The following is a 23,361-nucleotide window of genomic DNA, read 5'->3' on the forward strand; positions in this document are numbered from 1 at the left end:
GACAGTATATGAAAAATCATATTAATCAAGACTAGCGGGAACAGCCCCGCGATACGAGAGAGATAGCATTGACCTGCCATCCAGCACGCATCGAAGCCATCACGCCGCTGACCGAGCGTATTGCCGAATTTCAGCTGGCGCGCGCGTCGGGAGAAGCCTGGCCCGCGTTTGAAGCCGGGTCGCATATCCGGGTCACTCTGCCCGATGGCGACACCCGGGCCTATTCGCTGATCCGCTTTACCCACGACACGCCCGGCTACCGCATCGCGGTCCAGCTTGAGCCCGAGGGCCAGGGCGGATCGCGTTTCATGCACGATCTCAGGGTCGGCTCGGAAGTTTCTGTTACCGAAGCAAAAAACGACTTTCCAGTTAAGTCGGGTGCGCCCGCTGTCCTGCTCGCGGGTGGGATCGGCGTGACACCGTTGATCTCCATGGCAGCGGCGCTTGACGCGTCGGGCAGTCCGTTCGAATTCCACTATGCCGGCCGGTCCGCAGGGTTCATGGCCTATCGCGATGCGCTGGCAGACCGGTTTGGCGAGCGTTTCCATCTGCACCTCGACGATGATGCCAGCGCGCTGGACCTCGCCGGGCTGATCGCGGGCATGGAGAGCGATGCGCACCTCTACGTCTGCGGTCCGCGGGGCATGATCGAAGCGGCCAAGGCGCAGGCCGAAGCCGCAGGTGTTGCGTCCGAACGCATCCATTTCGAACTCTTCGAATCGGCGCAACCGCAAGAGGGCGACTCGAGTTTCGAGGTCGAGGTCGCGTCGTCCGGCGAAGTGTTTACAGTCCCGCCGGGCAAGAGCATCATCGAGGTGCTGGAAGAGGGCGGGGTCGATGTCATGTACGACTGCCAGCGCGGCGACTGCGGCATTTGCCAGGTCGATGTTCTGGAAGGCATCCCCGATCACCGTGACGTGGTCCTGAGCGAGGCCGAACGCGCCTCGGGCAAGGTCATGCAAATCTGTGTCAGCCGGGCCAAGAGCCCGCGCCTCAAGCTGGATATCTGAGGAGACGACGATATGAGCCACTACGCCGACAATCCCGACGCCATCCGCGCGCTGGTTCAGGACAAGCAGGTCCACCGCGACGTCTATACCAGCCCCGAGATCTTCCGGTTGGAGATGAAACACATCTTCGCCAACTCCTGGGTCTTCGTGGGTCATGAGAGCCAGACCCCGAACAAGGGCGACTACTTTGCCACCTCCATCGGCGACCAGCCGGTGATCCAGGTGCGTCACACCAACGGCGATATCAACGTCCTGCTGAATCGCTGCCCCCACAAGGGCACCAAGATCGTGATCGACCGGCAGGGCAACACCGGCAAGTTCTTCCGCTGCCCCTACCACGCATGGTCCTTCAAGACCGATGGTTGCCTGCTCGCGATCCCGTTGAAGAAGGGCTACGAGGGCACCGGGCTGGAAGAGACCCAGAACGGCAAGGGCATGAAAGCCGTGGGCGCGGTGCAGAACTACCGTGGCTTCATTTTCGCGCGCCTTGCCGATGAGGGGATCAGCTTCGAGGAATTCTTCGGCGAAAGCCTCAGTTCCTTTGACAACATGGTCGACCGCTCTCCCGCCGGGAAGCTTGAAATCATGGGGCCGCCGCTGCGCTACATGCACAAGTGCAACTGGAAGATGCTGGTCGAGAACCAGACCGACACCTGCCACCCGATGGTCGCGCATGAATCGAGCGCCGGGACGGCGGTGAAGCTCTACGAGGAACTGGGCCTGCCCGCAGATGCGCCCAAGCCCCCGGCGATGGAGATCATCGCGCCCTTTATGAGCCCCTACGAGATGTTCGAGGACATGGGCATCCGGACCTGGCCCAACGGGCACGGGCACACTGGTGTGCACCATTCGATCCACTCGAACTATTCCGCGATCCCGGGGTACTTCGAGGCGATGTGCGAGACCTACGGCGAGGAGAAGGCCAAGCAGATCCTCGGGGAGAACCGGCACAACACGGTCTATTTCCCGAACGTGATGATCAAGGGCCCGATCCAGACCCTGCGACTGTTCATTCCGCTGGCCGCCGACAAGACGCTGGTCGAGAGCTATATCTATCGCTTGGTCGATGCGCCCGACGAACTGACCGCGCGCACTGCCATGTACAACCGCATGATCAACGCACCGACCTCGATTGTGGGCCACGATGACCTCGAGATGTACGAGCGCGCGCAGGAAGGCCTCGCCGTGGACGGGCTGGAATGGGTGAACATCCAGCGCCTCTACGAAGACGACGAGGATTTCGACACCGAGGCCGTCGAGAACGGCACCACCGAACGGCAGATGCGCAACCAGTTCCACGCCTGGGTCAAGTTTATGACCATGGATATGGACCCCAAGGCAGCCCCGGCCCGGGAGGCCGCAGAATGACAGTGACGAAAGACGACCTGATCGACTTCATCTACGAGGAAGTCCGGATGCTGGACGAGGGCCGCTATGACGAGTGGCTCGCCCTCTGGTTGCCGGACGGCCACTACTGGATGCCTCTCGATTACAAGCAGACCGACCCGCTGAACGTGACCTCGCTGATGTACGAGGACATCTTCATGCTGAAACTGCGGGTCGAGCGCCTGAATGGTGCACGGACCTTCAGCCAGAAGCCCAAGAGCCGCTGTCACCACGTAATCCAGCGCCCCTTCGTCGACGAGATGAATGCAGAGGCCGGCACATTCGTGACCACCACCTTCATGCACTACGTGGAAACCCGGCTGGACGAACAGCAGCTTCTGGCCCTGACCGCGCGGCACGAAATCTCGCTGGTCGACGGCAAGCTGCGCATTGCCAACAAGCGCGTCGATATCGTCAATTGCGACGCGGCCTTCGGTAACATTCAGTTGCTGCCATGATCCCCGATACAATTGAAACCACCTACGGTGCCCTTGCTCACAGCGCGGGCCAGTGGCCCGAGCGTCCGTGGCTGAACATCCTGCCGGAAACCGCTGGCATCTACGATATTGCCGCGGGCGAGCTGACCTACGGCGCGGCTAAGGCCGAGATCGACGGGCTGTCCGAAGCCCTGAAGGCGGCAGGCTATGTCGCCGGTCAGCGGGTGATGCTGCTGATGGAGAACCGTCCGGCCTTCTTCCTGTGGTGGATGGCCTGCAACGCCCTTGGCATCTCGGTCGTTCCGGTAAATCCTGACCTGCGCGCGGCCGAGCTGACCTACATGATCGGCCATGCCGAGCCCGTCCTTGCCATTGTCCTGTCCGCCCGGGTCGAGGAGATGCAGACCGCCGCTGACGAGGCAGGGATCGCCATGCCTGTCATCGCGCCGGGCGACCCGCTGCCCACGCCACGCGGCGACAGCGCCATTGCCCTGCGCGATGGCGGCGGCACTAATGCCGAGGCGGCGATGCTCTATACCTCGGGCACCACCGGCCAGCCCAAGGGCTGCATCCTGACCAACGAGTATTTTCTCGAGGCCGGGCGGTGGTATGCCAATGCCGGTGGCCTCTGCGCGCTCGATACCTCGGGCGAGCGGATGATCACGCCGCTGCCGATCTTCCACATGAACGCGATGGCCTATTCGCTTATGGCGATGATCGCGGTCGGCGGCTGCCTCACCGTACTCGACCGGTTCCACCCGCGCAGCTGGTGGGCTTCGGTACGCGAGTCCGGCGCGACCTGCCTGCATTACCTCGGCGTCATGCCCTCGATGCTGATGGGCGCGGAGCTTTCCGGCGCGGATCATCAGGACAAGGTCAAGTTCGGCTTCGGTGCGGGCGTGGATCCCAAACTCCACGCGGCCTTTGAAGAGCGGTTCGGCTTTCCGCTGGTCGAGGCCTGGGCGATGACCGAAACCGGGGCAGGGGCGGTGATCTGCGCCAACCAGTTGCCGCGCCGTGTCGGCGAGAGCTGTCTTGGCCGTCTGGATGGCGATATCGAGGCAAAGATCGTTGACGACGAAGGCCGGGAGATCGACGGACCCGGTGAACTGCTGGTGCGCCACGCCGGGGATGATCCGCGCAAGGGCTTCTTCGCGGCCTACTTCAAGAACGAAGCGGCGACCGACGAAGCCTGGGAAGGTGGCTGGTTTCATACTGGCGATATCGTGCGCCGCGAACCCGACGGCTCCTTCTTCTTCGTGGACCGCAAGAAGAACGTGATCCGCCGTTCGGGCGAGAACATCGCGGCGGTCGAGGTCGAATCCATCCTCGCCCGTCACCCGGCCATCGCCTCCGTTGCTGTCGCCGCCGTTCCGGACGCGGTCCGTGGCGACGAAGTTTTCGCCTGCATCGTTCCCAAGGGCGAGGCGGGGCCACAACTGGCGCAGGAGATCACCGCGTGGTGCCTGACCCAGCTCGCCTATTACAAGGCGCCCGGCTACATCGCCTTCGTCGAGGCGCTGCCGGTCACGGCCACCCAGAAGATCCAGCGCGCGGCACTGAAATCGCTGGCGGCGACCCTGCTGGATGACCCGGCCACCGCCGATACCCGACAGATGAAGAAGAGGACCGCCGCGTGAAGCGACAGAGTTACGACGGCGTGGTCGTCACCAGCCCGGTGACGGTGCCCTACGTCCGCTACTCGCAGGAAACGGCCCACTGGTGGATCGCACGCGCCCTGCGCGCGACGCTTGCCACGGCCAGCCTGCGCCCGGACGAGATCGACGGGTTCTCGGTCTCCAGCTTCTCGCTGTTCCCCGATACGCCCGTGGGTCTGTCACAACACCTTGGCCTGACGCTGCGCTGGCTTGACACCGTCCCGATGGGCGGCGCGAGCGCCGTCGCCGGGTTCCGGCGCGCGGCGCGCGCCGTGCATGCGGGGGATGTCGATATCGTCGCCTGCGTGGCGGGCGACAGCAACTACATCGACAGTTTCCGCAAGCTGCTGAGCTCGTTCTCTCGGTTCTCGATGGATGCGACCTATCCCTACGGGTTCGGTGGCCCCAACGCGAGTTTCGCCCTGCTGACCGATGCCTACATGGCGCAGTACGGCGCCACCCGCGAGGATTTCGGCAAGATCGCGGTCAGCCAGCGCGACAACGCGCTGAAGAACCCCGATGCGATCATGAAGAAGCCGCTGACGATGGAGGAGTATCTGAACGCGCGCCCCATCTCGGACCCGATCGCGCTGTTCGACTGCGTGATGCCCGTCGCGGGCTCGGAGGCTTTCCTTGTCATGCGCGAGGAAGAAGCGAACCGGCGGAGCCTGCCATATGCGCGCGTCGCCTCGACCATCGAGCGGGTCAACGCGTTCCCGGAGGATCCCATCCAGTTGCGTGGTGGCTGGGCGATGGACATCGACGAGTTCTGGGAGATGGCGGGCTTTGGCCCCGGCGACATCGACCTGCTGCAAACCTACGACGACTACCCCGTCATTTCGATGATGCAGATGGAAGACCTGGGCTTCTGCAAGAAGGGCGAGGGCCCGGACTTCGTGCGCAAGCATGACCTGACCATCGGCGGCGACTTCCCGCACAACACTTCGGGCGGTCAGCTCTCGGTGGGTCAGGCGGGCGCGGCGGGCGGTTACCTCGGCTTTGTCGAGGCGCTTCGGCAAGTTACCGGCCTCGCCGGCGGCACGCAGGTCGAGGGCGCACGGCGAGCCGTCGTTTCCGGCTTTGGCATGATCAACTACGACCGCGGCCTGCTATCTGCAGCTGCCGCGCTGGAGGGCGTGACCCCATGAGCATCCCCCTGACGCCCCCTCCGAAGAAGGACCCGCAGAAGCGAACCCGCGTCCCGACGCTGCCGCCAGCCATGCGCTCGCGCGCCGCGACCGGGATCAGCGCCGCCGCCGCCGAGGGGCGCTTTGCGCTCCAGCACTGCGAGGAGTGCGGGACCGTCCAGTACCCGCCGCGCGATGCCTGCTGCAAATGCCTGTCGGTGGATCTGACCTACAAGGACACCGAGACCGGCGCCGAGGTGCTGGCCGAGACCCGCATCCATGCCTCGCCCGACCCGTTCTTTCGCGAACGGCTGCCGTGGCGGCAGGGGTCGGTCAAGCTTGACGCCGGGCCGGTCGCCGTCGTGCACCTGCATGGCGACGTGGGGCGGGGTGACCGCGTCCGCATGGCGATGAAACTCGACAAGGCCGGGCAGGGGGTGCTGATCGCCCTGCCGATCGAAAGGACCGAGGCGATGGAAGACGACCCGACCCTGCGCGGGCTGACAGCCCACCCCAAGCACCGCCGGATCCTGATCACTGACGGCCGCAACCCCGTGGCCGTGCCACTGGCCAAGGCGCTGCTCAAGGCCGGGGCCAGTACCGTGTTCGTCGGCGAAGCCGAAGCCTGGCGCCGGTGGCCGGGCCGCGCTGCGCTGGAAGCCATCGAAGGCGTGGAAATCATGGACCTCGATGTCTCCGATATGCGCTCGGTGACCGAGCTGGCGGGCGAGATCGGTGGCAAGACCGACATCCTGATCAACACCGCCCGCTTCGTGCGCCCCGGCGGGGTGACGATGCAGGATACCGTGTTCGCACGTGAGGAACTGGACGTGAACGTCCTCGGCGTCATGCGCCTTGCCCAGGCTTTCGGTCCGGGTATGGCGGGCCGCGTCCAGGATGGCACCAACAACGCCGTGGCGTTCGTCAACGTGCTGTCGTCCTACGCGCTGGTTCCCGATCCGGCCTATGGCGCCTTCAGTGCCAGCCAGGCCGCCGCGCGCTCGGTCTGCCAGACCCTGCGCGGTGAGTACCGTCCGCAAGGCCTGCGGGTGATGACGGTTTACACCGGCCCGACCGACGACGAATGGCACCAGCCCCTGCCGCCACCGAAAGTGGCGCCAAGCGCGCTGGCCCGCGACATCGTGAACGGCCTGATCGAAGGGCTGGAAGACGTCTATTCGGGCGATGTGGCCAAGGACATGTTCGAACGCTGGCAGCGAGACGCCAAGGTGCTTGAGCGCGAAATGACGACGGGAGGCGGGATATGAGCGAGATCCTGACGCAGATGGCCGCCTCGCTGGCGAGCGGCGAAACCAAGGTCATCGACCTGACCCACACGTTGGACCCGGACTTTCCGGTGATCATCCTGCCGCCCGAGTTCGGTCAGTGCGCCCGGTTCCGGATGGAGGAGGTCTCGGCCTACGACCATCGCGGTCCCGCGTGGAAATGGCATAACCTCACGCTCAACGAGCACACCGGCACCCATTTTGACGCTCCGATCCACTGGATCTCGGGCCGCGACGTGCCGAACGGCGCGGTGGACGAGATCGACGTGAAGAACTTCATCGGTCCCGTGGTGGTGATCGACTGTTCGGAGGGATCTGCCAAGGACCCGGACTTCGTGCTGACCGCCGAGATCATCCTCGAGTGGGAGAAGGAGCACGGCCCCGTTCCGGCGGACAGCTGGGTGCTGATGCGGACTGACTGGTCCAAGCGCAAGGGCATCGACTACCTGAACATGGCCGAGGATGGCCCGCACTCGCCGGGCCCCATGCCCGACGCCATCGAGCTGCTGCTGGAGCGCGGAATCCGCGGCTTCGGGACCGAAACGGTTGGCACCGACGCGGGGCAGGGAACGCATTTTTCGCCACCGTACCCGGCCCACTTCCTGCTGCATGGCGCGGGCAAGTTCGGCCTCCAGTGCCTCTGCAACCTCGACCTGTTGCCGCCCACCGGCGCGATCCTTCTTGCCACCCCGCTCAAGATCAAGGGCGGCACCGGCAGTCCGCTGCGCGTGCTGGCGCTGATCCCGGGAGAGGGCGCATGAGTGAATACACCGCACTGATCACCGGCGGCAGCAAGGGCATTGGCAAGGACCTCGCGCTCAAGCTGCTCGACAAGGGGTACAAGGTCATCGTCGTCGCCCGCGGCAAGCCCGGCTTCAGCCACGAGAATCTCGTGAGCTACGAGGCGGACCTGCTAGATATGGAGGCGACCTCGCAACTGGCCGAGACGGTGGGGCGGGACCACGAGGTGACCCACCTCGTGCACAACGCGGGGATCATCTGGCCGAACCTGCTGGAAGAGGCGAGGGCGAGCGACATCACCGGCCTCGCCCAGATGCACCTCGGGGCGCCGCTGACCCTGTTGCAGGCCTGCCTGCCGACCATGAAGGCCCGCAAGTTTGGCCGCGTCATGTTCAACGGCTCGCGCGCCGCGCTTGGCGTGCCGACGCGCACGGCCTATTCCGCCACCAAGGCCGGGATCATCGGCATGGCCCGGACATGGTCGCTGGAACTGGCACAGCACGGGATCACGGTAAACGTGGTCTCGCCCGGGCCGATCCAGACCGACAACTTCTGGGACATCATCCCGAAGGGCAGCGAGCGCGAGGCGGCCCTGGCCGAACGTATTCCCGTGGGCCGGTTGGGCCGTGTCGAGGACGTCTCGAACGCCTTCCTGTTCTTCTGCGATCCGGCCAGCGGCTTTGTCACCGGCCAGACGCTCTACGTCTGCGGCGGGTCGAGCGTGGGGACCTTCAGCCTCTGAGAGTGCGCGCCAGCTTGCACTTCGCTCCGGGCCCTGTCAGGTTCCGCCCCGTAACGAATGGGGCGGAGCGCACATGACAAAGACCATCTTCCTGCTGAACGGGCCCAACCTGAACCTGCTGGGCAAGCGTCAGCCGGACATCTACGGGCGCGACACGCTCGACGACGTGGAAGCGAACTGCCGGGCGCTGCTGCCCGAGGGCTATGACCTGCGGATGCTGCAGTCCAACCACGAGGGGCAGTTGATCGACTGGATCCACGAGGCGCGCGAGGCGGCCTGCGGGATCGTGATGAACCCCGGTGCCTATACCCATACCTCGGTGGCGATCCTTGACGCGCTGAATGCCTTCGAGGGGCCGATGATTGAGATCCACATCTCGAACGTGCACAAGCGTGAGAGCTTCCGCCATCACTCCTACGTCTCGCTGCGCGCGGATGGCGTGATCGCCGGTCTGGGCATCGAAGGGTACGAGGCCGCGGTGCGGCGTATCCTGACGCTCACGCGCGACTGACGCCCGGCCACGAAAAAGCCCCGCGCCAGATGGCCGGGGCTGTTTCATCAGGACCGGACGGACCCGGGGACACGGGCCGCCCAGTGGACTTGTCTTGCGATCAGGCGCCCCAGGACCGGACGGCGCCGCAATCCATGTGCACGAAGTTCGAGCGCGAGTAACGGCCCACACCGCCAGCGTGGCACGCCAGAGCAGCCTTGGCCATCTGGTTGACCGAGCGCGAGGCGAGGCGAAGATCGGCGGCCTGGCCCTTCATATGGAGCGAGTTCTTGGCCACGCCGCGCGAGCGGTTGCGCAGCATCGCGTTGGTCTCGGGGCAACGGTAGCCCGAGAGCAGCATGTAAGGCTCGTTCACGTCGAGGAGGTTGTGCGCGGCGGCCATGATGTCGATGGTCCGAAGGTCGATGTTCATGACCTTGTCGGTCCGCCAGTCGCGCATGAAGTAAGTGACTTCCTTGCAGGCGTCCTTGATGTACTCGCCATCAATCCAGTAGACCATATCCATGCGTTCGCCGGTGCGACCGGAATACATTCGAACGCGCCGGATATCGCCGCCGCCCCGGAGGAAACCTGCGGCTTTCGAATAGGTCGGAGCCGCGGTGAGTGCTGTTGCTGCGAATGCGCCTAGCAAAGCACGACGGGAGAATCCCGTTGTGTTGTCTGTGGTCATGCCTGCGTGTGTCCCGTACGCTGTATGTCTGCCTGCCCCCGATGTTACGAGGGCCTTTGTCATCCATCCCCAGATGCACGGTTTGTATGGCATAGGTCGGTTGACGAGCCAACAAAGGATTTGGGTCAGTTTTATCCACCCGGTGATTTCGGCAGTTTTTCGCGCATTTGCCTTGTTGGCATGCAATTATTTTGGCGACCGATGCAAACGGGCAACCACGGCGTTGCCCGAAAGCTGCAAAACGAAATGTGAATAGACAAGTTTGCAGCGCTTTTGGACTGTGAAGCGTAGGCCTAAGTGCTAATTGTGGCCTACCAGATATTGAGGAACCCGTTATGAAGTCCACTCCCGGTATTGTCGCTCTCCCCCGACTTGCCCTGCTTGCCGGCGCCGTTGTCCTGTCGATCGGCATGGCCGGAGCTCCCGCCAGCGCGCAGGTGACCGCCTTCAAGCAGGCCGTCGCGGAGACCGCAATTTCCGACAAGGAAGTCGCCGAATTCTACCGCCAGGCGGACTATGCACCGCTCTGGACCGGTGAGGGAGAGGAGTTCCGCCAACGCCGGGCCGCGCTGATCGAGGCGCTGAACTCCGTGGAAATTCATGGATTGCCCGCCTCGCGCTACGATGTTGCGGGGCTGATGGCGAAGATGGGAGCCGCCCACACCACCCGCGACATCGGGATGGTCGAGGTCGCGCTCAGCAAGGCGTTCCTGGACTACGCCCACGACGTGCAGAGCGGGCTGCTGGTGCCCTCCCGTGTCGACGACGGCATCGTGCGCGTCGTTCCGCGCCGGAAGGGCGCCGATCTGCTTGGCGGGCTGGCCGCCTCGCAGGAGGCGCGATCCTACATGAACGCGCTGCCGCCGCAGAACCCCGAGTATCGCAACCTGATGAAGGAACGGCTGCGCCTGCAGAAGATCGTGTCCGAAGGGCTCTGGGGCCCGACCGTGCACGCCACCAAGCTGGAACCGGGCGACCGGGGCGATGCCGTTCTCGCGCTGCGCAACCGCCTGATCGCAATGGGTTACATGGATCGCACGGCGACCGTGGCCTACGATGGCGCCATGACACGGGCCGTGATGGCGTTCCAGTCGGCGCACGGGCTCGAGCAGGACGGCGTTGCCGGGCAGGGCACCATCGCCGAGATCAACGTCTCGCCCGAGGACCGTCTCAAGTCGGTGCTGGTGGCCATGGAACGCGAGCGCTGGATGAACATCGAGCGCGGCAAGCGCCACATCCTTGTCAACCTCACGGACTTTACCGCGAAGATCGTCGATGACGGGCAGGTGACCTTCCAGACCCGGGCGGTGATCGGTGCGGCCAGCCATGACCGGCGCAGCCCCGAGTTCTCGGACGAGATGGAGCACATGATCATCAACCCGAGTTGGCACGTTCCGCGCTCGATCATGACCAAGGAATACCTGCCGCAGCTCAAGAAGAACCCGAATGCGGCCAGCCACCTGATCATCACCGACCGGCGGGGCCAGAGGGTCGACCGCGCCGCGGTCGACTTCACCCAGTTCACCCAGACGAACTTTCCCTTCGACATGCGGCAGCCGCCGAGCAACAGCAACGCGCTGGGGCTGGTGAAGTTTATGTTCCCGAACAAGTACAACATCTACCTGCACGACACGCCGCAAAAGAGCCTCTTCGCCCGTGAAAGCCGCGCTTATTCCCACGGCTGCATCCGTCTGGCTGACCCGTTCGACTTTGCCTACGCGCTGCTGGCGCGGCAGGAGGCCGATCCCAAGACCTTCTTCCAGAACGTGCTGGGCCGGGGTGTCGAAACCAAGGTCGACCTGAAGCAGAAGGTGCCGGTGCACCTGATCTACCGGACAGCCGTGATCGGCGAGCGGGGCCGTGTTGAATTCCGCCGCGATGTCTATGGGCGCGACGCCCGGATCTGGGAGGCGCTCAGCGACGCGGGGGTGGCGCTGAACGCGGTTCAGGGGTAACACCAAGGCCCGAGCGGTTAGCTAGAGGAAGGGCCGGCCCATGACGTTCACGGTGGCACAGATTGCCGCGGCACTCGGAACCGAGGCGGCGGGCGATACCAGCATCACGATTGGCGCTCCCGCCGAGCCCGCAGACGCCGGCCCCGGCGACCTCGCGATGGCGATGTCGCCCAAGTATGCCGACGGGCTCAAGCAGGGGCAGGCCCGCGTGGCGCTGCTCTGGCCGGGCGCCGACTGGCAGGCACTAGGGCTGGAGGCCGCGATCTTTGCGCCGCGCCCCCGCATGGCCATGTCCGGCGTCACTGCCCTGATGGATCCCGGCCAGCGCTTTGGCGAAGGGATCCACCCGACCGCCGTGGTGGACCCCTCGGCCGAACTGGGCGAGGACGTCTCGGTGGGGCCGATGACAGTGATCGGGCCGGGCGCGCGCATCGGCGACGGATCGGCCATCGGTCCGCTCTGCTATGTCGGGGCGTGCGCCGTGCTCGGCGCGCAGGCCTACCTGCGCGAATCCGTGAGCATCGGGGCCAACGTGCGGATTGGGGACCGCTTCATCGCACAACCGGGCGCGCGGATCGGATCGGACGGTTTCTCTTTCGTTACGCCCGAGGTCTCCGGCGTTGAACTGGCGCGCGAGACCATGGGCGATCAGGGCGATACCGCCGCGCAGAGCTGGATCCGCATTCACTCCCTCGGCGGCGTGGTGATTGGTGATGACGTCGAGATCGGTGCCAATTCCACCGTCGATTCCGGCACCGTGCGGCCGACACAGATCGGCAACGGGACCAAGCTCGATAACCTCGTGCACCTCGGACACAACGTGAAGGTCGGCAAGGACTGCCTGCTGTGCGGTCAGGTCGGCATCGCCGGGTCGGTCGTCGTTGGCGACAACGTGGTCCTGGCGGGGCAGGTCGGCGTGGTCGACAACATCACCATCGGCGACCGGGTCATTGCGGGCGGCGCGTCCAAGATCCTCTCGAACGTGCCCGCAGGCCGCATGATCAGCGGCTATCCGGCGGTGAAAATGGACATGTTTACAGAGATGTACAAGGCGCTGCGCCGGTTGCCGCGCCTGGCCTCTGATATCGCTGTCCTGAAAAAGGCTGTTTTCAAAGACGAGCCGAACGAGTAATCCCTCGTCAGGCATGAGATCAGGAGGCCCTGCATGAGCATTCAGGACCGTGTAATCGCGATTATCGCCGAACAGGCCGTTCTGGAGCCGTCCGACGTGACGCTCGACAGTACGCTCGAAGATCTCGGCATCGACAGCCTCGGGCTGGTCGAGAGCATCTTCGCCATCGAGGAAGAGTTCGATATCTCGATCCCGTTCAACGCGAACGAGCCCGAGTCCAGCGACTTCGACATTTCCAACGTACGTACCATCGTCAAAGGCATCGAAGGCCTCATGGCGGAAAAGGCTTGAGCCGGGGATATCCGTTGGCATGAGACGGGTTGTCATTACCGGTGCGGGCACGATCAACGCGCTCGGCCATTCGGTTCCTGAAACGCTGGGAGCGATGCGCGAGGGGCGCTGTGGTATCGGCCCCCTCGAGATGCGCGATCTCGAACGGCTGGCGATTCAGATCGGCGGCCAGATCAAGGGGTTCGAGGCCGAGGGGCTGTTCAACCGACAGCAGATGGCGCTCTACGACCGATTCACGCAGTTCACGCTGATCGCGGCCAAGGAAGCCATCGGTCAGTCGGGGCTCGAATTCATCGGCGAACTCGCCGCGAAATCGGGGGTGGTGCTGGGCACTGCAGGCGGCGGCGTCTCGACCTGGGACGACAACTATCGGACCGTCTACGAGGACGGCAAGAACCGGGTGCACCCCTTTGTGGTGCCGAAACTCATGAACAACGCGGCCGCCAGCCACGTCAGCATGGAATACAACCTCAAGGGACCCAGCTTTACGGTTTCGACCGCCTGCGCGTCGTCGAACCACGCGATGGCGCAGGCGTTCCAGATGATCCGCTCTGGCATGGCGCCTGCGATGGTCACCGGCGGTTCCGAGTCGATGCTGTGCTTTGGCGGCGTGAAGGCCTGGGAAGGTCTGCGCGTCATGTCCAAGGACGCGTGCCGGCCCTTCAGCCTGACCCGCTCGGGGATGGTGCAGGGCGAAGGGGCGGGTATCTTCGTCTTCGAAGACTACGAGCACGCCAAGAAGCGGGGGGCGGAGATCCTCTGCGAGGTGATCGGCTATGCCATGTCCTCGGATGCGTCGGACATCGTGATGCCCTCCAAACAGGGTGCGGCGCGGGCCATGTCGGGTGCATTGGCCGATGCAAGGATCAACGCGGACGAGGTGGGCTACATCAATGCCCACGGGACCGGGACGGCTGCGAACGACAAGACGGAATGCGCTGCCGTGGCCGACGTTTTCGGCCCGCACGCGGACCGGCTCATGATTTCGTCCACCAAGTCGATGCACGGCCATCTTATCGGTGGCACCGGGGCAGTGGAACTGCTGGCCTGCATCATGGCGTTGCGGGACGGGGTGATTGCGCCGACCATCGGTTACGAGGAACCGGACCCCGAATGCGCGCTGGACGTGGTGCCGAACGAGGCGCGCGATGCCGACGTCTCGGTGGTTCTTTCCAACGCCTTCGCCTTCGGCGGTCTGAACGCGGTGCTGGCCCTGCGCAAGGTCTGAGCCGAGCCGACACGGACAAAAAAAAGGGCCCGCAAACGCGGGCCCTTTCGCATTCTCGGGTGTCTGGACCCGGGAAACTTACTTCTTCACCACGTCCACGATGTCGTACCCAGCGGTGAAGCCCTTCAGCGAAAGGGTCAGGTTGATCGCCTGATCCGGCGCCGGGGCGGGGCGGATGGTGATCTTGGCCGAGCTGCCCTTCTTGAGCGAAGTGATGTCCGCCTCGGTCAGGCCGATCTGCGCGACGCAACCGATCTGGTTGCAGAAGGTGTAGTTGTAGCGCTTGCCGAGGTTGTCGTCGACGGCGATGGTCAGCTGTGCGGGCAGCAGCGTCTCGAGCGGCACGATCACGGTCGCGCCTGCCACGGCCTGCGAGCCGTTGTCGATGCGGAAGAGCGAGAATTCGGCGATCGGGTTGTTCTTGTCGTCGTGCAGGACCTGCAGCAGCGAACAGGGGTCCTGTTCACCATCGGTCTTGATGCACGCGAGATCCCAGTCGCCCAACTTTTCCTTGGAGTACCGCTGGCCCAGCTGCGGCCCGTCGGTCACCGGCGTGCCGAGGTCGAGCTGTTCACCGGAGGTGTTGGAATCTTCGGTCTGCGCGGCGGTTTCCTGTGCCACGGCAGGTGCCGCAAAAGCGATCAGGGCAAGCGCGGCAAGGGAAGGCAGGTTTTTGAACATGGGTTACCCGTTTCATTTTGACTTGCCGTTGCTCTAGCACGTCACCGCCCGAGAGTCAGGGTCATAAGGCGGGAAATCGCTGCCTTTTTGCGACAGTCCCATGGTGAACGGCGGGCCCATGCCGACGAGTTATTTCGGGATTTGGGGACGTCGAGGTGAGACCCGAAAGAGGCGTCGTCCAACAAAAAACGAGGGGACCCGGATAGGTCCCCTCGAGAAATTTGTGACTCCCCGTCGGACTGGCCGACTTAGTTATTGAACAGGAGGTTAAAAGAAGGATCTGTGACGGTCAACAGGGAAGCAAGAAATTCTCTGTGACCACGGGGGCTTGGGTGGAAGTGCCTGAAATTTGGGCAAAAAAGGCCGTACCCGGGGGTACGGCCAGTCTGACAGGGAGGAAGTGCCCGCCCGAACCGACCTTTGGCCGGGGGGCAGAAAGCACTATCGCAGCCAAAGGTTAAGTTAGTATGGTGCATCGAATTTCGCGGCCTCGCGGGGTCTAGAGACAGGATAAGGGTCTGATGGACGGTAAGATTTTCGTGGGCGGTGGCGGCCCGGACTACGGCGAACAGCAGTTCCTCACCCTCAAGTACGCCAACCGGCACGGACTCGTCGCCGGTGCAACCGGAACCGGCAAGACCGTCACCCTGCAAATCCTGGCCGAGGGCTTCAGCGCCGCCGGGGTGCCCGTGTTCCTCGCCGATGTGAAGGGCGATCTTTCGGGGCTCGCCAAATCCGGCTCGGCCGAGTCAAAGCTTCACGAGGCTTTCAGCGGCCGCGCGGCCAAGATCGGGCTCGACGATTTCGCCTACAATGCCTTTCCGGTCACCTTCTGGGATCTCTACGCCCAGCAGGGTCACCCCGTCCGCACCACTGTCGCCGAGATGGGGCCGCTGTTGCTGGCGCGGCTGCTGGAACTGACCGAGGCGCAGGAAGGCATTCTGAACATCGCCTTCCGGGCTGCCGACGAGGAAGGGCTGCCACTGCTCGACCTGAAGGACCTGCAGGCGCTTCTGGTCTGGATCGGCGAGAACCGCGAAAGCCTGTCGCTGCGCTACGGCAATGTCTCGGTCGCCTCTGTCGGTGCGATCCAGCGCAGCCTGCTTGTTCTGGAGAACCAGGGGGGCACCGAGCTCTTCGGTGAGCCCGCGCTGGAGCTGGCGGACCTGATGCGGCTGGACGATCAGGGCCGGGGGATGGTCAACATCCTTGCCGCCGACAAGCTCATGGCCGCGCCGGGTCTCTATGCCACATTCCTGCTGTGGCTGCTTTCGGAACTCTTCGAGGACCTGCCCGAGGTCGGCGATCCGGACAAGCCCAAGCTTGTCTTCTTCTTCGACGAGGCGCACCTGCTGTTCGACGACGCGCCCAAGGCTCTGGTGGACAAGGTCGAACAGGTGGCCCGCCTGATCCGCTCCAAGGGGGTCGGTGTATACTTCGTCACGCAGAACCCGGGCGACATTCCGGAAGACATCCTCGGCCAGCTTGGCAACCGGGTTCAGCATGCGCTGCGCGCCTTCACCGCGAGGGATCAGAAGAACCTGCGCTTGGCCGCCGAGACCTACCGCGACAATCCGCGTTTCTCGACCGAGGAGGCGATCCGCGAGGTCGGGACGGGTGAAGCGGTGACCTCCATGCTCGAACCCAAAGGGGTGCCCGGGATGGTGGAGCGGACGCTGATCCGGCCGCCGTCGTCGCAGCTTGGCCCGATCACCGAGGCCGAGCGCAAGGTCTGCCTCGCGGCATCCGGGATGTCGGGGAAGTACGACCAGACGCTGGATCGCGAGTCCGCCTACGAGATCCTGCGCAAACGGGCCGATCAGGCTGCGGCTCAGGCGGCCCATGCCGAGGAAAAGGCAGAGGCGGAGGAGTCCGCCGCACGCGAGTACAACTCGGCCCGGCGTTATTCCGGCACGCGCGTCACCCGCTCGACCTCGCGCAAGGTGAGCACGGATACCTTCGGCTCGGCCATTGGCGAGGCGGTGATCAAGGAACTGAAGGGCACCACCGGGCGACGTATCGTGCGCGGTATTCTCGGCGGCTTGTTCAAGGGACGTTGACGTCCCGCCAGAAGCTGTCCTCGCCCTGAGGAAGCCTGCCGACGTAGCCCTGGAACCGCTCGACGAGGTTCACGTTGAAGTCCGAGAAGATCTCGGCCGGGAGCTGTCCACCCGCGACGTTGTTCATCAATTTGCCCTCTGCCGGGCCAACCCAGACCGCGGTGGCGATGCCCTGTCCGGTGAACCCCACGAACCAGGCGTCCCGGTTTTCCTGACTGGTGCCGGTCTTGCCATAGGCAAATCCCCCGGTGAACTCGGCCGCCTCGCCGGTACCACCGGGTGAGGTGACCTCGCCCAGAAGGGCCTTCATCCGCGACGCGATCGCCTGCGAGATGACCTGTTCGCCCTCGTCGGACTCACGGTAGAGAACCTTGCCGTTCTGCCCCAGCACCGCGCGCAGCAGGTGCGGCCGGTACCGGAGCCCGCCGTTCGAAATCGCAAGGTAGGCGGCGGCGACGGCGGGGACAGTGGTTTCACCCGCGCCCAGCACGGTTGCCGCATTGGGCGTCTGGTCGTCGGCGATCCCGAGCCAGCGCGCCATGCCCGCCACGGTGTCGATTCCGACCTGCTCGGCGAGCCATGTGGTGCAGACGTTGCGGCTCTCGCGCAGGCATTGCTGCAGGGGGATCTCGCCCTTGTAGGTTCCGTCCACGTTGCGCGGCTTGAAGTCCGAGCGGATACGGGCGGGATCGTCCCAGAGTTTGGACTCGGCGGTCCAGCCATCCTGAAGCGCCGCAAGGTAGGTGGCGATCTTGGCGGTCGAGGCCGGTTGGCGACGCGCCTGAATGGCGAGGTTCCAGTTGGAGCGGCGGTAATCCGGGCCGCCGAACATGGCGAGGATCCGGCCCTTGTCGTCGAGCGTCAGCAGCGCGGCGCGGGCGACACCCCGCGACTTGAACCGCGCCATGTCCCGCCCGACGATGCGGCGGGCCTGATCCTGCGCGATCGGGTCGATGGTCGTCAGCGCGTAGTGCCGGCCATCGGGCAGCGAGCTGGCGAGGTCCTGCAGTTCGCGCATGACCTGATCTTCGAGGAAACGGTCTCGCGCCGGCAGCCTCCGCACCTTGGCCGGCATGGCCGCCGCCACATCGACCACCGTGTCCTGAGCGAGGAGGTCCTCGGTCTTCATCCGCGCGACCACGAGCCTTGCCCGCTCGGCGACCCCTTCGGGATTACGCAGCGGGTTGTAGAGGCTCGGGGCATTGATCATGGCGACGAGGATGGCGCCCTCGGCCAGCGAGAGGTTTTCGGGCGCCTTGTCGAACCAGGCCCAGGCCGCATCGCGCAACCCGTAGATTGGCACTCCGTTCAGCCGGCCGAAGTTTACCCGGCTGAGGTAGAGCCGCAGGATGTCATCCTTGGAGTAGGCAAGCGAGATCCGGGTGGCGAAGAAGAGTTCGCTGAACTTGCGGAACAGGCTGGGTTCGCTGCCGTTCAGCGTGTTTTTCGCCAGCTGCATCTCGAGCGTGCTGCCCCCACGATCTCCGGCGCTGAACAGCGCCTTGCCGAAGGAAAAGGGATCGACGCCAAAGTGGAACCGGAACCGGCGGTCCTCGGTGGCGATCAGGGCGTTGGCGACGGTCTCGGGGATCTCCGCGTGCCGGAGGGTCGGGTTGCAGATGCAGGACACCATCCCGAGTGTGTCGCCGCTCTTGGTGAAGATCACCAGCGGCTGGGTCAGCGCGGCGCGAAAGATGCGCCGGTCGACAGGGTAGAGGATGAAGAGGCAGCCCAGCACCACGGCAAAGATCGCGGTCCAGACGCTCCACCGAAAGACCCGCCGAATTGTCCCGAAGAAACCGGAACGCCGTTCTTCGGGCGTGATCGAGGTGATCGGGCCGTCGCGGCTCTTGTCGGGATCGGCGGGCAATGGTCAACTCGGGTCACAAACAGAACGGGAAGCGCCATAGCAGCAACTTCCCGTCCGGTTGTCAAACCAAAGGCCGGTTAAACTACTTCTCCGGGATCAGGCCCCTCGGACTGAACCGCAGCACCAGCAGCAGCACGAGCCCCATGGTGAACAGCCGCATGTGTGCCGCGCTGCCCAGCAGGTGATCCTTCAGCCAGCTCCCGTCGGCCATACCTGCGGTCACCACGTCCATCAGCCAGCGGCCCACGGGCTCGACCTCGACCCAGAGGAACCAGACGAGGAAGCCGCCCAGTACCGCGCCGAAGTTGTTGCCCGAGCCGCCGACGATGACCATCACCCAGATGAGGAAGGTAAAGCGCAGGGGCTGGTAGGTGCCCGGCGTCAGCTGTCCGTCCAGCGTGGTCAGCATGGCACCGGCCAGACCGCAGATGGCCGAGCCGATCACAAAGATCTGCAGGTGACGGCGGGTCACGTCCTTGCCCATCGCCTCGGCTGCGGTCTCGTTGTCGCGGATCGCGCGCATCATCCGGCCCCAGGGGCTGTTCAAGGCCATCTGTGCGCCCCAGAGGATGATCACCAGCACGATGGTGAACAGGAGCGCATAGGCGACCTTGACGTAGAGCGTGGAGGCATCGACCGGGCTCAGGCCCCAGCTCGCCGCACGTTCGACAAAGGCCGGATCGTTCTGCAGGTCGATTTCGTAGGCCGTCGGACGCGGGATACCGACGACGTTCTTCACGCCCCGGCTCAGCCAGTCTTCGTTCTTGAGCACCGCGATGATGATCTCGGCGATGCCCAGCGTGGCAATGGCGAGGTAGTCGGAGCGCAGACCAAGGGCCGTCTTGCCGATCAGCCATGCGGCTCCGGCAGCCAGCAGCCCGCCGACCGGCCAGGCCACCAGCACCGGCAGGTTGAGCCCGCCAAGGTAGCCGTAGAGCGCCGGGTTCACGGCCTCGACCGCATCGACCGACGGGTCGAGGACGGCTCGGTAGACGAAGAAGCCGACGATCAGGATCGCCAGGATCCCGAGCGCCCGGACACGGCCCTTGGGCAGACGCTTCATCGCGAACGCCGCGCCCGCGATGGTGGCCGCGCCCAGCAGCAGCGCGGCGATGATCCCGAGCCCTCCGGCCGCCCAGGCGTCGGGCACCGGCGGCATGGACACCAGCACCGAGGCCAGCCCGCCCAGCGCGACGAAGCCCATGATCCCGACGTTGAACAGCCCGGCGTAGCCCCACTGCATGTTCACACCGATCGACATGATGGCCGAGATCAGCCCCATGTTCAGGATCAGCAGCGCGGTGTTCCAGCTCTGGGTGACCCCGGCGATGCAGATCAGCACCGCCACGATGCCGAAGAGAAGGATGTTCTTGAGCGTGTCGGTCATACCGATTTCCCCCGGAACAGGCCGGTCGGCCGGAACAGCAGCACGATCAGCAGAATGACGAAGGACACCGCGAACTTGTAATCGGTGCTGAGGAGTTGGACGAGCCCCGAGGGCTCCAGCGCATCGGGCAGCAGGTAGCCCAGAACTTTCTTCCAGGCGTAGGTGATCGTCACCTCGGAAAAGGCGATCACGAAGCCCCCGGCAATGGCGCCAAGAGGGCTGCCAAGCCCACCGACGATGGCGGAGGCAAAGATCGGAAGCAGCAGCTGGAAGTAGGTGAAGGGCTTGAAGCTCTTGTCGAGCCCGTAGAGCACGCCTGCCACGGTGGTCAGCGCGGCGACGATGAGCCACGTATACATCACCACGCGCTCGGGGTTGATCCCCGACAGAAGGGCGAGATCCTCGTTGTCGGAATAGGCGCGCATCGACTTGCCGGTGCGGGTGCGGTTCAGGAACCAGAACAGCAGCGCCACGGCGATGATGGTGGTGATCACGGTCAGGCCCTGGCTGGTTTTGATCGCCAGACCTTCGTCAAGTCCGCTCCACTCCTTGAAGTCGCGCGCGGAGACGATGAACCGCGCGCCGTCGGCGAACTGCTGGTCGTCGGGCCCGATGATGAAGCGCACGATGCCGTTCATGATGAACATCACGCCCAGCGAGACGATCACAAGGATCACCGGCTTGGCCTTCTGTTCTCGGTAGAAGCGATAGACCACGCGGTCGGTCCCGATCAGCAGCAGGGCCGTAACCGCGATGCCGAAGGGCAGGGCGAGCAGGGCCGTCGGAAGCGGCCCGAGGGTGAGCCCCATGCCCTGGAACCACCAGGTGAAGAGGATGGTGACCATGGCGCCGAAGGCCATGGTGTCGCCGTGGGCGAAGTTCGAGAAGCGCAGGATACCGTAGATCAGCGTCACCCCCAGCGCGCCGAGCGCAAGCTGGCTGCCGTAGGACACGGCGGGGACGATGACGAAGTTGGTCAGCGCGACGATTGCATTCAGGAGATCCATCAGTAGGCGACCTCGCAGTTCATCATGTCTATTTCGGCGGAGGGCGGTGCGCCGGTTCCGCTCTCGGTCACCTGGCGCACCAGCAGGGCAGTGGCCTCGCCGGTCAGTGTCAGGATCGCGCGTGTTCCGCTGCCGGTGCTCCACAGGAACGGCCCGGTTCGGGAGAGGCCCTGAGCCGGTACGGGTTCGGAGGCGTCGGTGGCAATCCGGTAGCTGCCCGCGCCCTCGCCGTCGATGGCTTCCGGCGCGATGTCATAGCGTGCCGGTCCGTCACCGGGTTGGCAAACGCTTGCCTCGGAACAAGCGGTGGTCAAGGTGCAGTCGAGCCGCAGGTGGGCGCCTTCCGCAGCGGCGGATGAGGCGAGGGCGGCCAGGGCGGCCGAGGTATAGGTCGTCATCCTCATCCCCCCAGGAAACTCTTGCGCACTTCCGGGTCCTCCAGAAGTTCCTTGCCGGTCCCGGTGAAGGCATTGCGCCCCTGCACCAGCACGTAGCCCTTGTCGGCGATCTCGAGCGCCTGGCGGGCGTTCTGTTCCACCATCAGGATCGGGATGCCGGTGCGTGCCACTTCGATGATCCGGTCAAAGAGCTCGTCCATCACGATGGGGCTGACCCCGGCTGTCGGTTCGTCCAGCATCAGCACCTTGGGCCGCGTCATCAGCGCGCGCCCCACGGCAACCTGCTGGCGCTGGCCGCCCGAGAGTTCCCCCGCGGCCTGGTTCCGCTTTTCCTTCAGGATCGGGAACAGGTCATAGACCTGCGCCATGGTGCCCCGGAAATCGTCGCGCCGGATGAAGGCGCCCATCTCGAGGTTCTCTTCCACCGTCAGCGAGGTGAAGATGTTGTTGGTCTGGGGTACGAACCCCATGCCCTTGATCACCCGGTCCTGCGGCGAAAGCGCGGTGATGTCCTCGCCATCGAGCAGGACGTGGCCCGAGCGCACGTCAAGCATTCCGAACACCGCCTTCATGGCGGTGGACTTGCCCGCGCCGTTCGGCCCCACGATCACCGCGATCTCGCCGGGGTTCACCGCGATGGTGCACTCATGCAGGATATCCGGCCCGGTGCCGTAGCCGCCGGTCATGGTGTCGCCGATCAGAAAGGCCTCGCCCTTGGCCGCAGGCGTCGCCTTGCCGCCCTTGCGATAGGGAATCTCGCCCACTCCGTGGCGCTTGGTGATCGAGGCGTCCTTGTTGCCCCGGTCGTCCTGATAGGGATTGCCGCTCATCCGCGCCCCCTCATCTCTTTTCCAAAAATACTCAAAATCCTGTCCTCTCCGCCAGGGCGGTTGCAGGGGCAGTGGCGCTTCGTTCGCGGCCCGTCGGCGCAGGGTCATTCCGCTGCGCCGGGTGCCCCGTCATGCGCCCACCTTGTCCTTGTTCTTCAGTCCGGTGCCCAGGTAGGCCTCGATGACGTGCTCGTTGGCCTTGATCTCTGCCAGCGTTCCCTCGGCCAGCACCTTGCCCTCGGCCATGCAGATCACCGGGTCGCAGAGGCGTTCGATGAAATCCATGTCGTGTTCGATGACGACGAAGGTATATCCGCGCTCCTTGTTGAGTCGCAGGATAGCATCCCCGATGGTGTTCAGCAGCGTCCGGTTCACCCCGGCGCCCACTTCGTCGAGAAACACGATCTTGGCATCCACCATCATGGTGCGCCCGAGCTCCAGCAACTTCTTCTGCCCGCCCGATACCTGTCCCGCCTTGTGGTCGGCAAGATGTTCGATGGTCAGGAACTCCAGAACCTCGTCGGCCTTGGCGCGCAGGGCGCGTTCCTCGTCGGCGATCCGCTTGCGCCCGAACCAGGTGTTCCACAGCGTCTCGCCGGACTGGCCGCCCGGAACCATCATCAGGTTCTCGCGGCAGGTCATCGAGGCGAATTCGTGGGCGATCTGGAAGGTTCGCAGCAGCCCCTTGTGAAACAGGTCGTGTGGCGGCAGGCCGGTGATGTCCTCGCCCGCCATAGTGACCTTTCCCGAGGTCGGCTGCAGAACTCCGGCGATCACGTTGAACAGCGTGGTCTTCCCCGCGCCGTTGGGACCGATCAAACCGGTGATCGACCCCTCGTGGATGGTGAGAGTGGCCCCATCGACGGCATGGAAGCCGCCGAAATGCTTGTGCACGTCTTCTACGACGATCATGGCATCCCCGTATACCGCTTGCCGGTTGCTCCGGCTGCGGCT

Annotated in this window: 22 protein-coding genes; 14 read left to right on the forward strand and 8 right to left on the reverse strand. The window is 64.6% G+C overall.

Annotated features, from left to right (window positions below):
* Positions 1–68 precede the first annotated feature (68 nt).
* The 9 genes from DDT93_RS04200 (at position 69) to aroQ (ending at position 8,898) form a co-directional block, all read left to right on the forward strand.
* Positions 69–1,010 (forward strand): PDR/VanB family oxidoreductase, encoded by a 942-nt coding sequence (locus DDT93_RS04200; RefSeq protein ID WP_109464519.1) that lies wholly within the window; start codon positions 69–71, stop codon positions 1,008–1,010.
* Between the two features lie 12 nt (positions 1,011–1,022).
* Positions 1,023–2,378: an aromatic ring-hydroxylating dioxygenase subunit alpha gene (locus DDT93_RS04205; RefSeq protein WP_109464520.1), complete on the forward strand. Its 1,356-nt coding sequence runs from the start codon at positions 1,023–1,025 to the stop codon at positions 2,376–2,378.
* Positions 2,375–2,854 carry an aromatic-ring-hydroxylating dioxygenase subunit beta gene (locus DDT93_RS04210; protein WP_109464521.1) on the forward strand — a complete coding sequence of 160 codons (480 nt, stop codon included), beginning with the start codon at positions 2,375–2,377 and terminating at the stop codon, positions 2,852–2,854. The genes DDT93_RS04205 and DDT93_RS04210 overlap by 4 nt, the downstream gene beginning before the upstream one ends.
* Positions 2,851–4,473: an AMP-binding protein gene (locus tag DDT93_RS04215; RefSeq protein ID WP_109464522.1), complete on the forward strand. Its 1,623-nt coding sequence runs from the start codon at positions 2,851–2,853 to the stop codon at positions 4,471–4,473. Before DDT93_RS04210 ends, DDT93_RS04215 begins: the two co-directional genes overlap by 4 nt.
* Positions 4,470–5,639 carry a thiolase family protein gene (locus DDT93_RS04220; protein WP_109464523.1) on the forward strand — a complete coding sequence of 390 codons (1,170 nt, stop codon included), beginning with the start codon at positions 4,470–4,472 and terminating at the stop codon, positions 5,637–5,639. The genes DDT93_RS04215 and DDT93_RS04220 overlap by 4 nt, the downstream gene beginning before the upstream one ends.
* Positions 5,636–6,886 (forward strand): SDR family NAD(P)-dependent oxidoreductase, encoded by a 1,251-nt coding sequence (locus tag DDT93_RS04225; protein ID WP_109464524.1) that lies wholly within the window; start codon positions 5,636–5,638, stop codon positions 6,884–6,886. The genes DDT93_RS04220 and DDT93_RS04225 overlap by 4 nt, the downstream gene beginning before the upstream one ends.
* Positions 6,883–7,665 (forward strand): cyclase family protein, encoded by a 783-nt coding sequence (locus DDT93_RS04230; RefSeq protein WP_109464525.1) that lies wholly within the window; start codon positions 6,883–6,885, stop codon positions 7,663–7,665. Before DDT93_RS04225 ends, DDT93_RS04230 begins: the two co-directional genes overlap by 4 nt.
* Positions 7,662–8,387 (forward strand): SDR family NAD(P)-dependent oxidoreductase, encoded by a 726-nt coding sequence (locus DDT93_RS04235; protein ID WP_109464526.1) that lies wholly within the window; start codon positions 7,662–7,664, stop codon positions 8,385–8,387. The genes DDT93_RS04230 and DDT93_RS04235 overlap by 4 nt, the downstream gene beginning before the upstream one ends.
* 73 nt (positions 8,388–8,460) lie before the next feature.
* The gene (gene aroQ, locus DDT93_RS04240; RefSeq protein WP_109464527.1) at positions 8,461–8,898 is read left to right on the forward strand and encodes a type II 3-dehydroquinate dehydratase; all 438 of its coding nucleotides are present in this window, start codon (positions 8,461–8,463) and stop codon (positions 8,896–8,898) included.
* 100 nt (positions 8,899–8,998) lie between these two features.
* On the opposite strand, the gene DDT93_RS04245 is transcribed toward aroQ, so the two are convergent.
* The gene (locus tag DDT93_RS04245) at positions 8,999–9,568 is read right to left on the reverse strand and encodes a YcbK family protein (protein ID WP_109464528.1); all 570 of its coding nucleotides are present in this window, start codon (positions 9,566–9,568) and stop codon (positions 8,999–9,001) included.
* A 335-nt stretch (positions 9,569–9,903) separates the two neighbouring features.
* Between DDT93_RS04245 and DDT93_RS04250 the strand changes: the two genes are divergently transcribed.
* Genes DDT93_RS04250 through DDT93_RS04265 form a run of 4 tightly spaced genes read left to right on the forward strand, consistent with a single transcriptional unit; the run spans position 9,904 to position 14,174 of the window.
* A complete protein-coding gene (locus DDT93_RS04250; RefSeq protein WP_109464529.1) occupies positions 9,904–11,523 on the forward strand; it encodes a L,D-transpeptidase family protein in 1,620 nt (539 codons plus the stop codon).
* Positions 11,524–11,563: 40 nt separating this feature from the next.
* Positions 11,564–12,655, forward strand: a complete 1,092-nt coding sequence (gene lpxD / locus DDT93_RS04255; RefSeq protein ID WP_109464530.1) for a UDP-3-O-(3-hydroxymyristoyl)glucosamine N-acyltransferase — start codon at positions 11,564–11,566, stop codon at positions 12,653–12,655.
* A 33-nt stretch (positions 12,656–12,688) separates the two neighbouring features.
* Entirely contained in the window at positions 12,689–12,946 is a 258-nt protein-coding gene (locus tag DDT93_RS04260; protein WP_109464531.1) for an acyl carrier protein, read from the forward strand.
* A 19-nt stretch (positions 12,947–12,965) separates the two neighbouring features.
* The gene (locus DDT93_RS04265; RefSeq protein WP_109464532.1) at positions 12,966–14,174 is read left to right on the forward strand and encodes a beta-ketoacyl-[acyl-carrier-protein] synthase family protein; all 1,209 of its coding nucleotides are present in this window, start codon (positions 12,966–12,968) and stop codon (positions 14,172–14,174) included.
* Positions 14,175–14,252: 78 nt separating this feature from the next.
* Here the strand turns inward: DDT93_RS04265 and DDT93_RS04270 are convergent, their stop codons facing one another.
* The gene (locus DDT93_RS04270) at positions 14,253–14,855 is read right to left on the reverse strand and encodes an invasion associated locus B family protein (RefSeq protein ID WP_109464533.1); all 603 of its coding nucleotides are present in this window, start codon (positions 14,853–14,855) and stop codon (positions 14,253–14,255) included.
* Between the two features lie 521 nt (positions 14,856–15,376).
* Here DDT93_RS04270 and DDT93_RS04275 point away from each other — a divergent pair.
* Positions 15,377–16,915 (forward strand): helicase HerA-like domain-containing protein, encoded by a 1,539-nt coding sequence (locus DDT93_RS04275; RefSeq protein ID WP_109464534.1) that lies wholly within the window; start codon positions 15,377–15,379, stop codon positions 16,913–16,915.
* Here the strand turns inward: DDT93_RS04275 and DDT93_RS04280 are convergent.
* From DDT93_RS04280 to DDT93_RS04305, 6 genes are all read right to left on the reverse strand, one after another.
* Entirely contained in the window at positions 16,902–18,785 is a 1,884-nt protein-coding gene (locus DDT93_RS04280; RefSeq protein WP_109464535.1) for a transglycosylase domain-containing protein, read from the reverse strand. The genes DDT93_RS04275 and DDT93_RS04280 overlap by 14 nt on opposite strands.
* An 82-nt stretch (positions 18,786–18,867) precedes the next feature.
* On the reverse strand, positions 18,868–20,172 hold the full coding sequence (locus tag DDT93_RS04285; RefSeq protein WP_109464536.1) for a branched-chain amino acid ABC transporter permease: 1,305 nt from the start codon (positions 20,170–20,172) through the stop codon (positions 18,868–18,870).
* Positions 20,169–21,179: a branched-chain amino acid ABC transporter permease gene (locus DDT93_RS04290; protein ID WP_109464537.1), complete on the reverse strand. Its 1,011-nt coding sequence runs from the start codon at positions 21,177–21,179 to the stop codon at positions 20,169–20,171. Before DDT93_RS04290 ends, DDT93_RS04285 begins: the two co-directional genes overlap by 4 nt.
* A complete protein-coding gene (locus DDT93_RS04295; RefSeq protein ID WP_109464538.1) occupies positions 21,179–21,577 on the reverse strand; it encodes a hypothetical protein in 399 nt (132 codons plus the stop codon). The genes DDT93_RS04290 and DDT93_RS04295 overlap by 1 nt, the downstream gene beginning before the upstream one ends.
* Before the next feature lie 2 nt (positions 21,578–21,579).
* A complete protein-coding gene (locus DDT93_RS04300) occupies positions 21,580–22,407 on the reverse strand; it encodes an ABC transporter ATP-binding protein (RefSeq protein ID WP_109464539.1) in 828 nt (275 codons plus the stop codon).
* A 129-nt stretch (positions 22,408–22,536) separates the two neighbouring features.
* Positions 22,537–23,319 carry an ABC transporter ATP-binding protein gene (locus tag DDT93_RS04305; RefSeq protein WP_109464540.1) on the reverse strand — a complete coding sequence of 261 codons (783 nt, stop codon included), beginning with the start codon at positions 23,317–23,319 and terminating at the stop codon, positions 22,537–22,539.
* Positions 23,320–23,361: the final 42 nt, after the last annotated feature.

This window comes from Albibacillus kandeliae, from assembly GCF_003116585.1.
GTDB classification, from domain to species: domain Bacteria; phylum Pseudomonadota; class Alphaproteobacteria; order Rhodobacterales; family Rhodobacteraceae; genus Albibacillus; species Albibacillus kandeliae.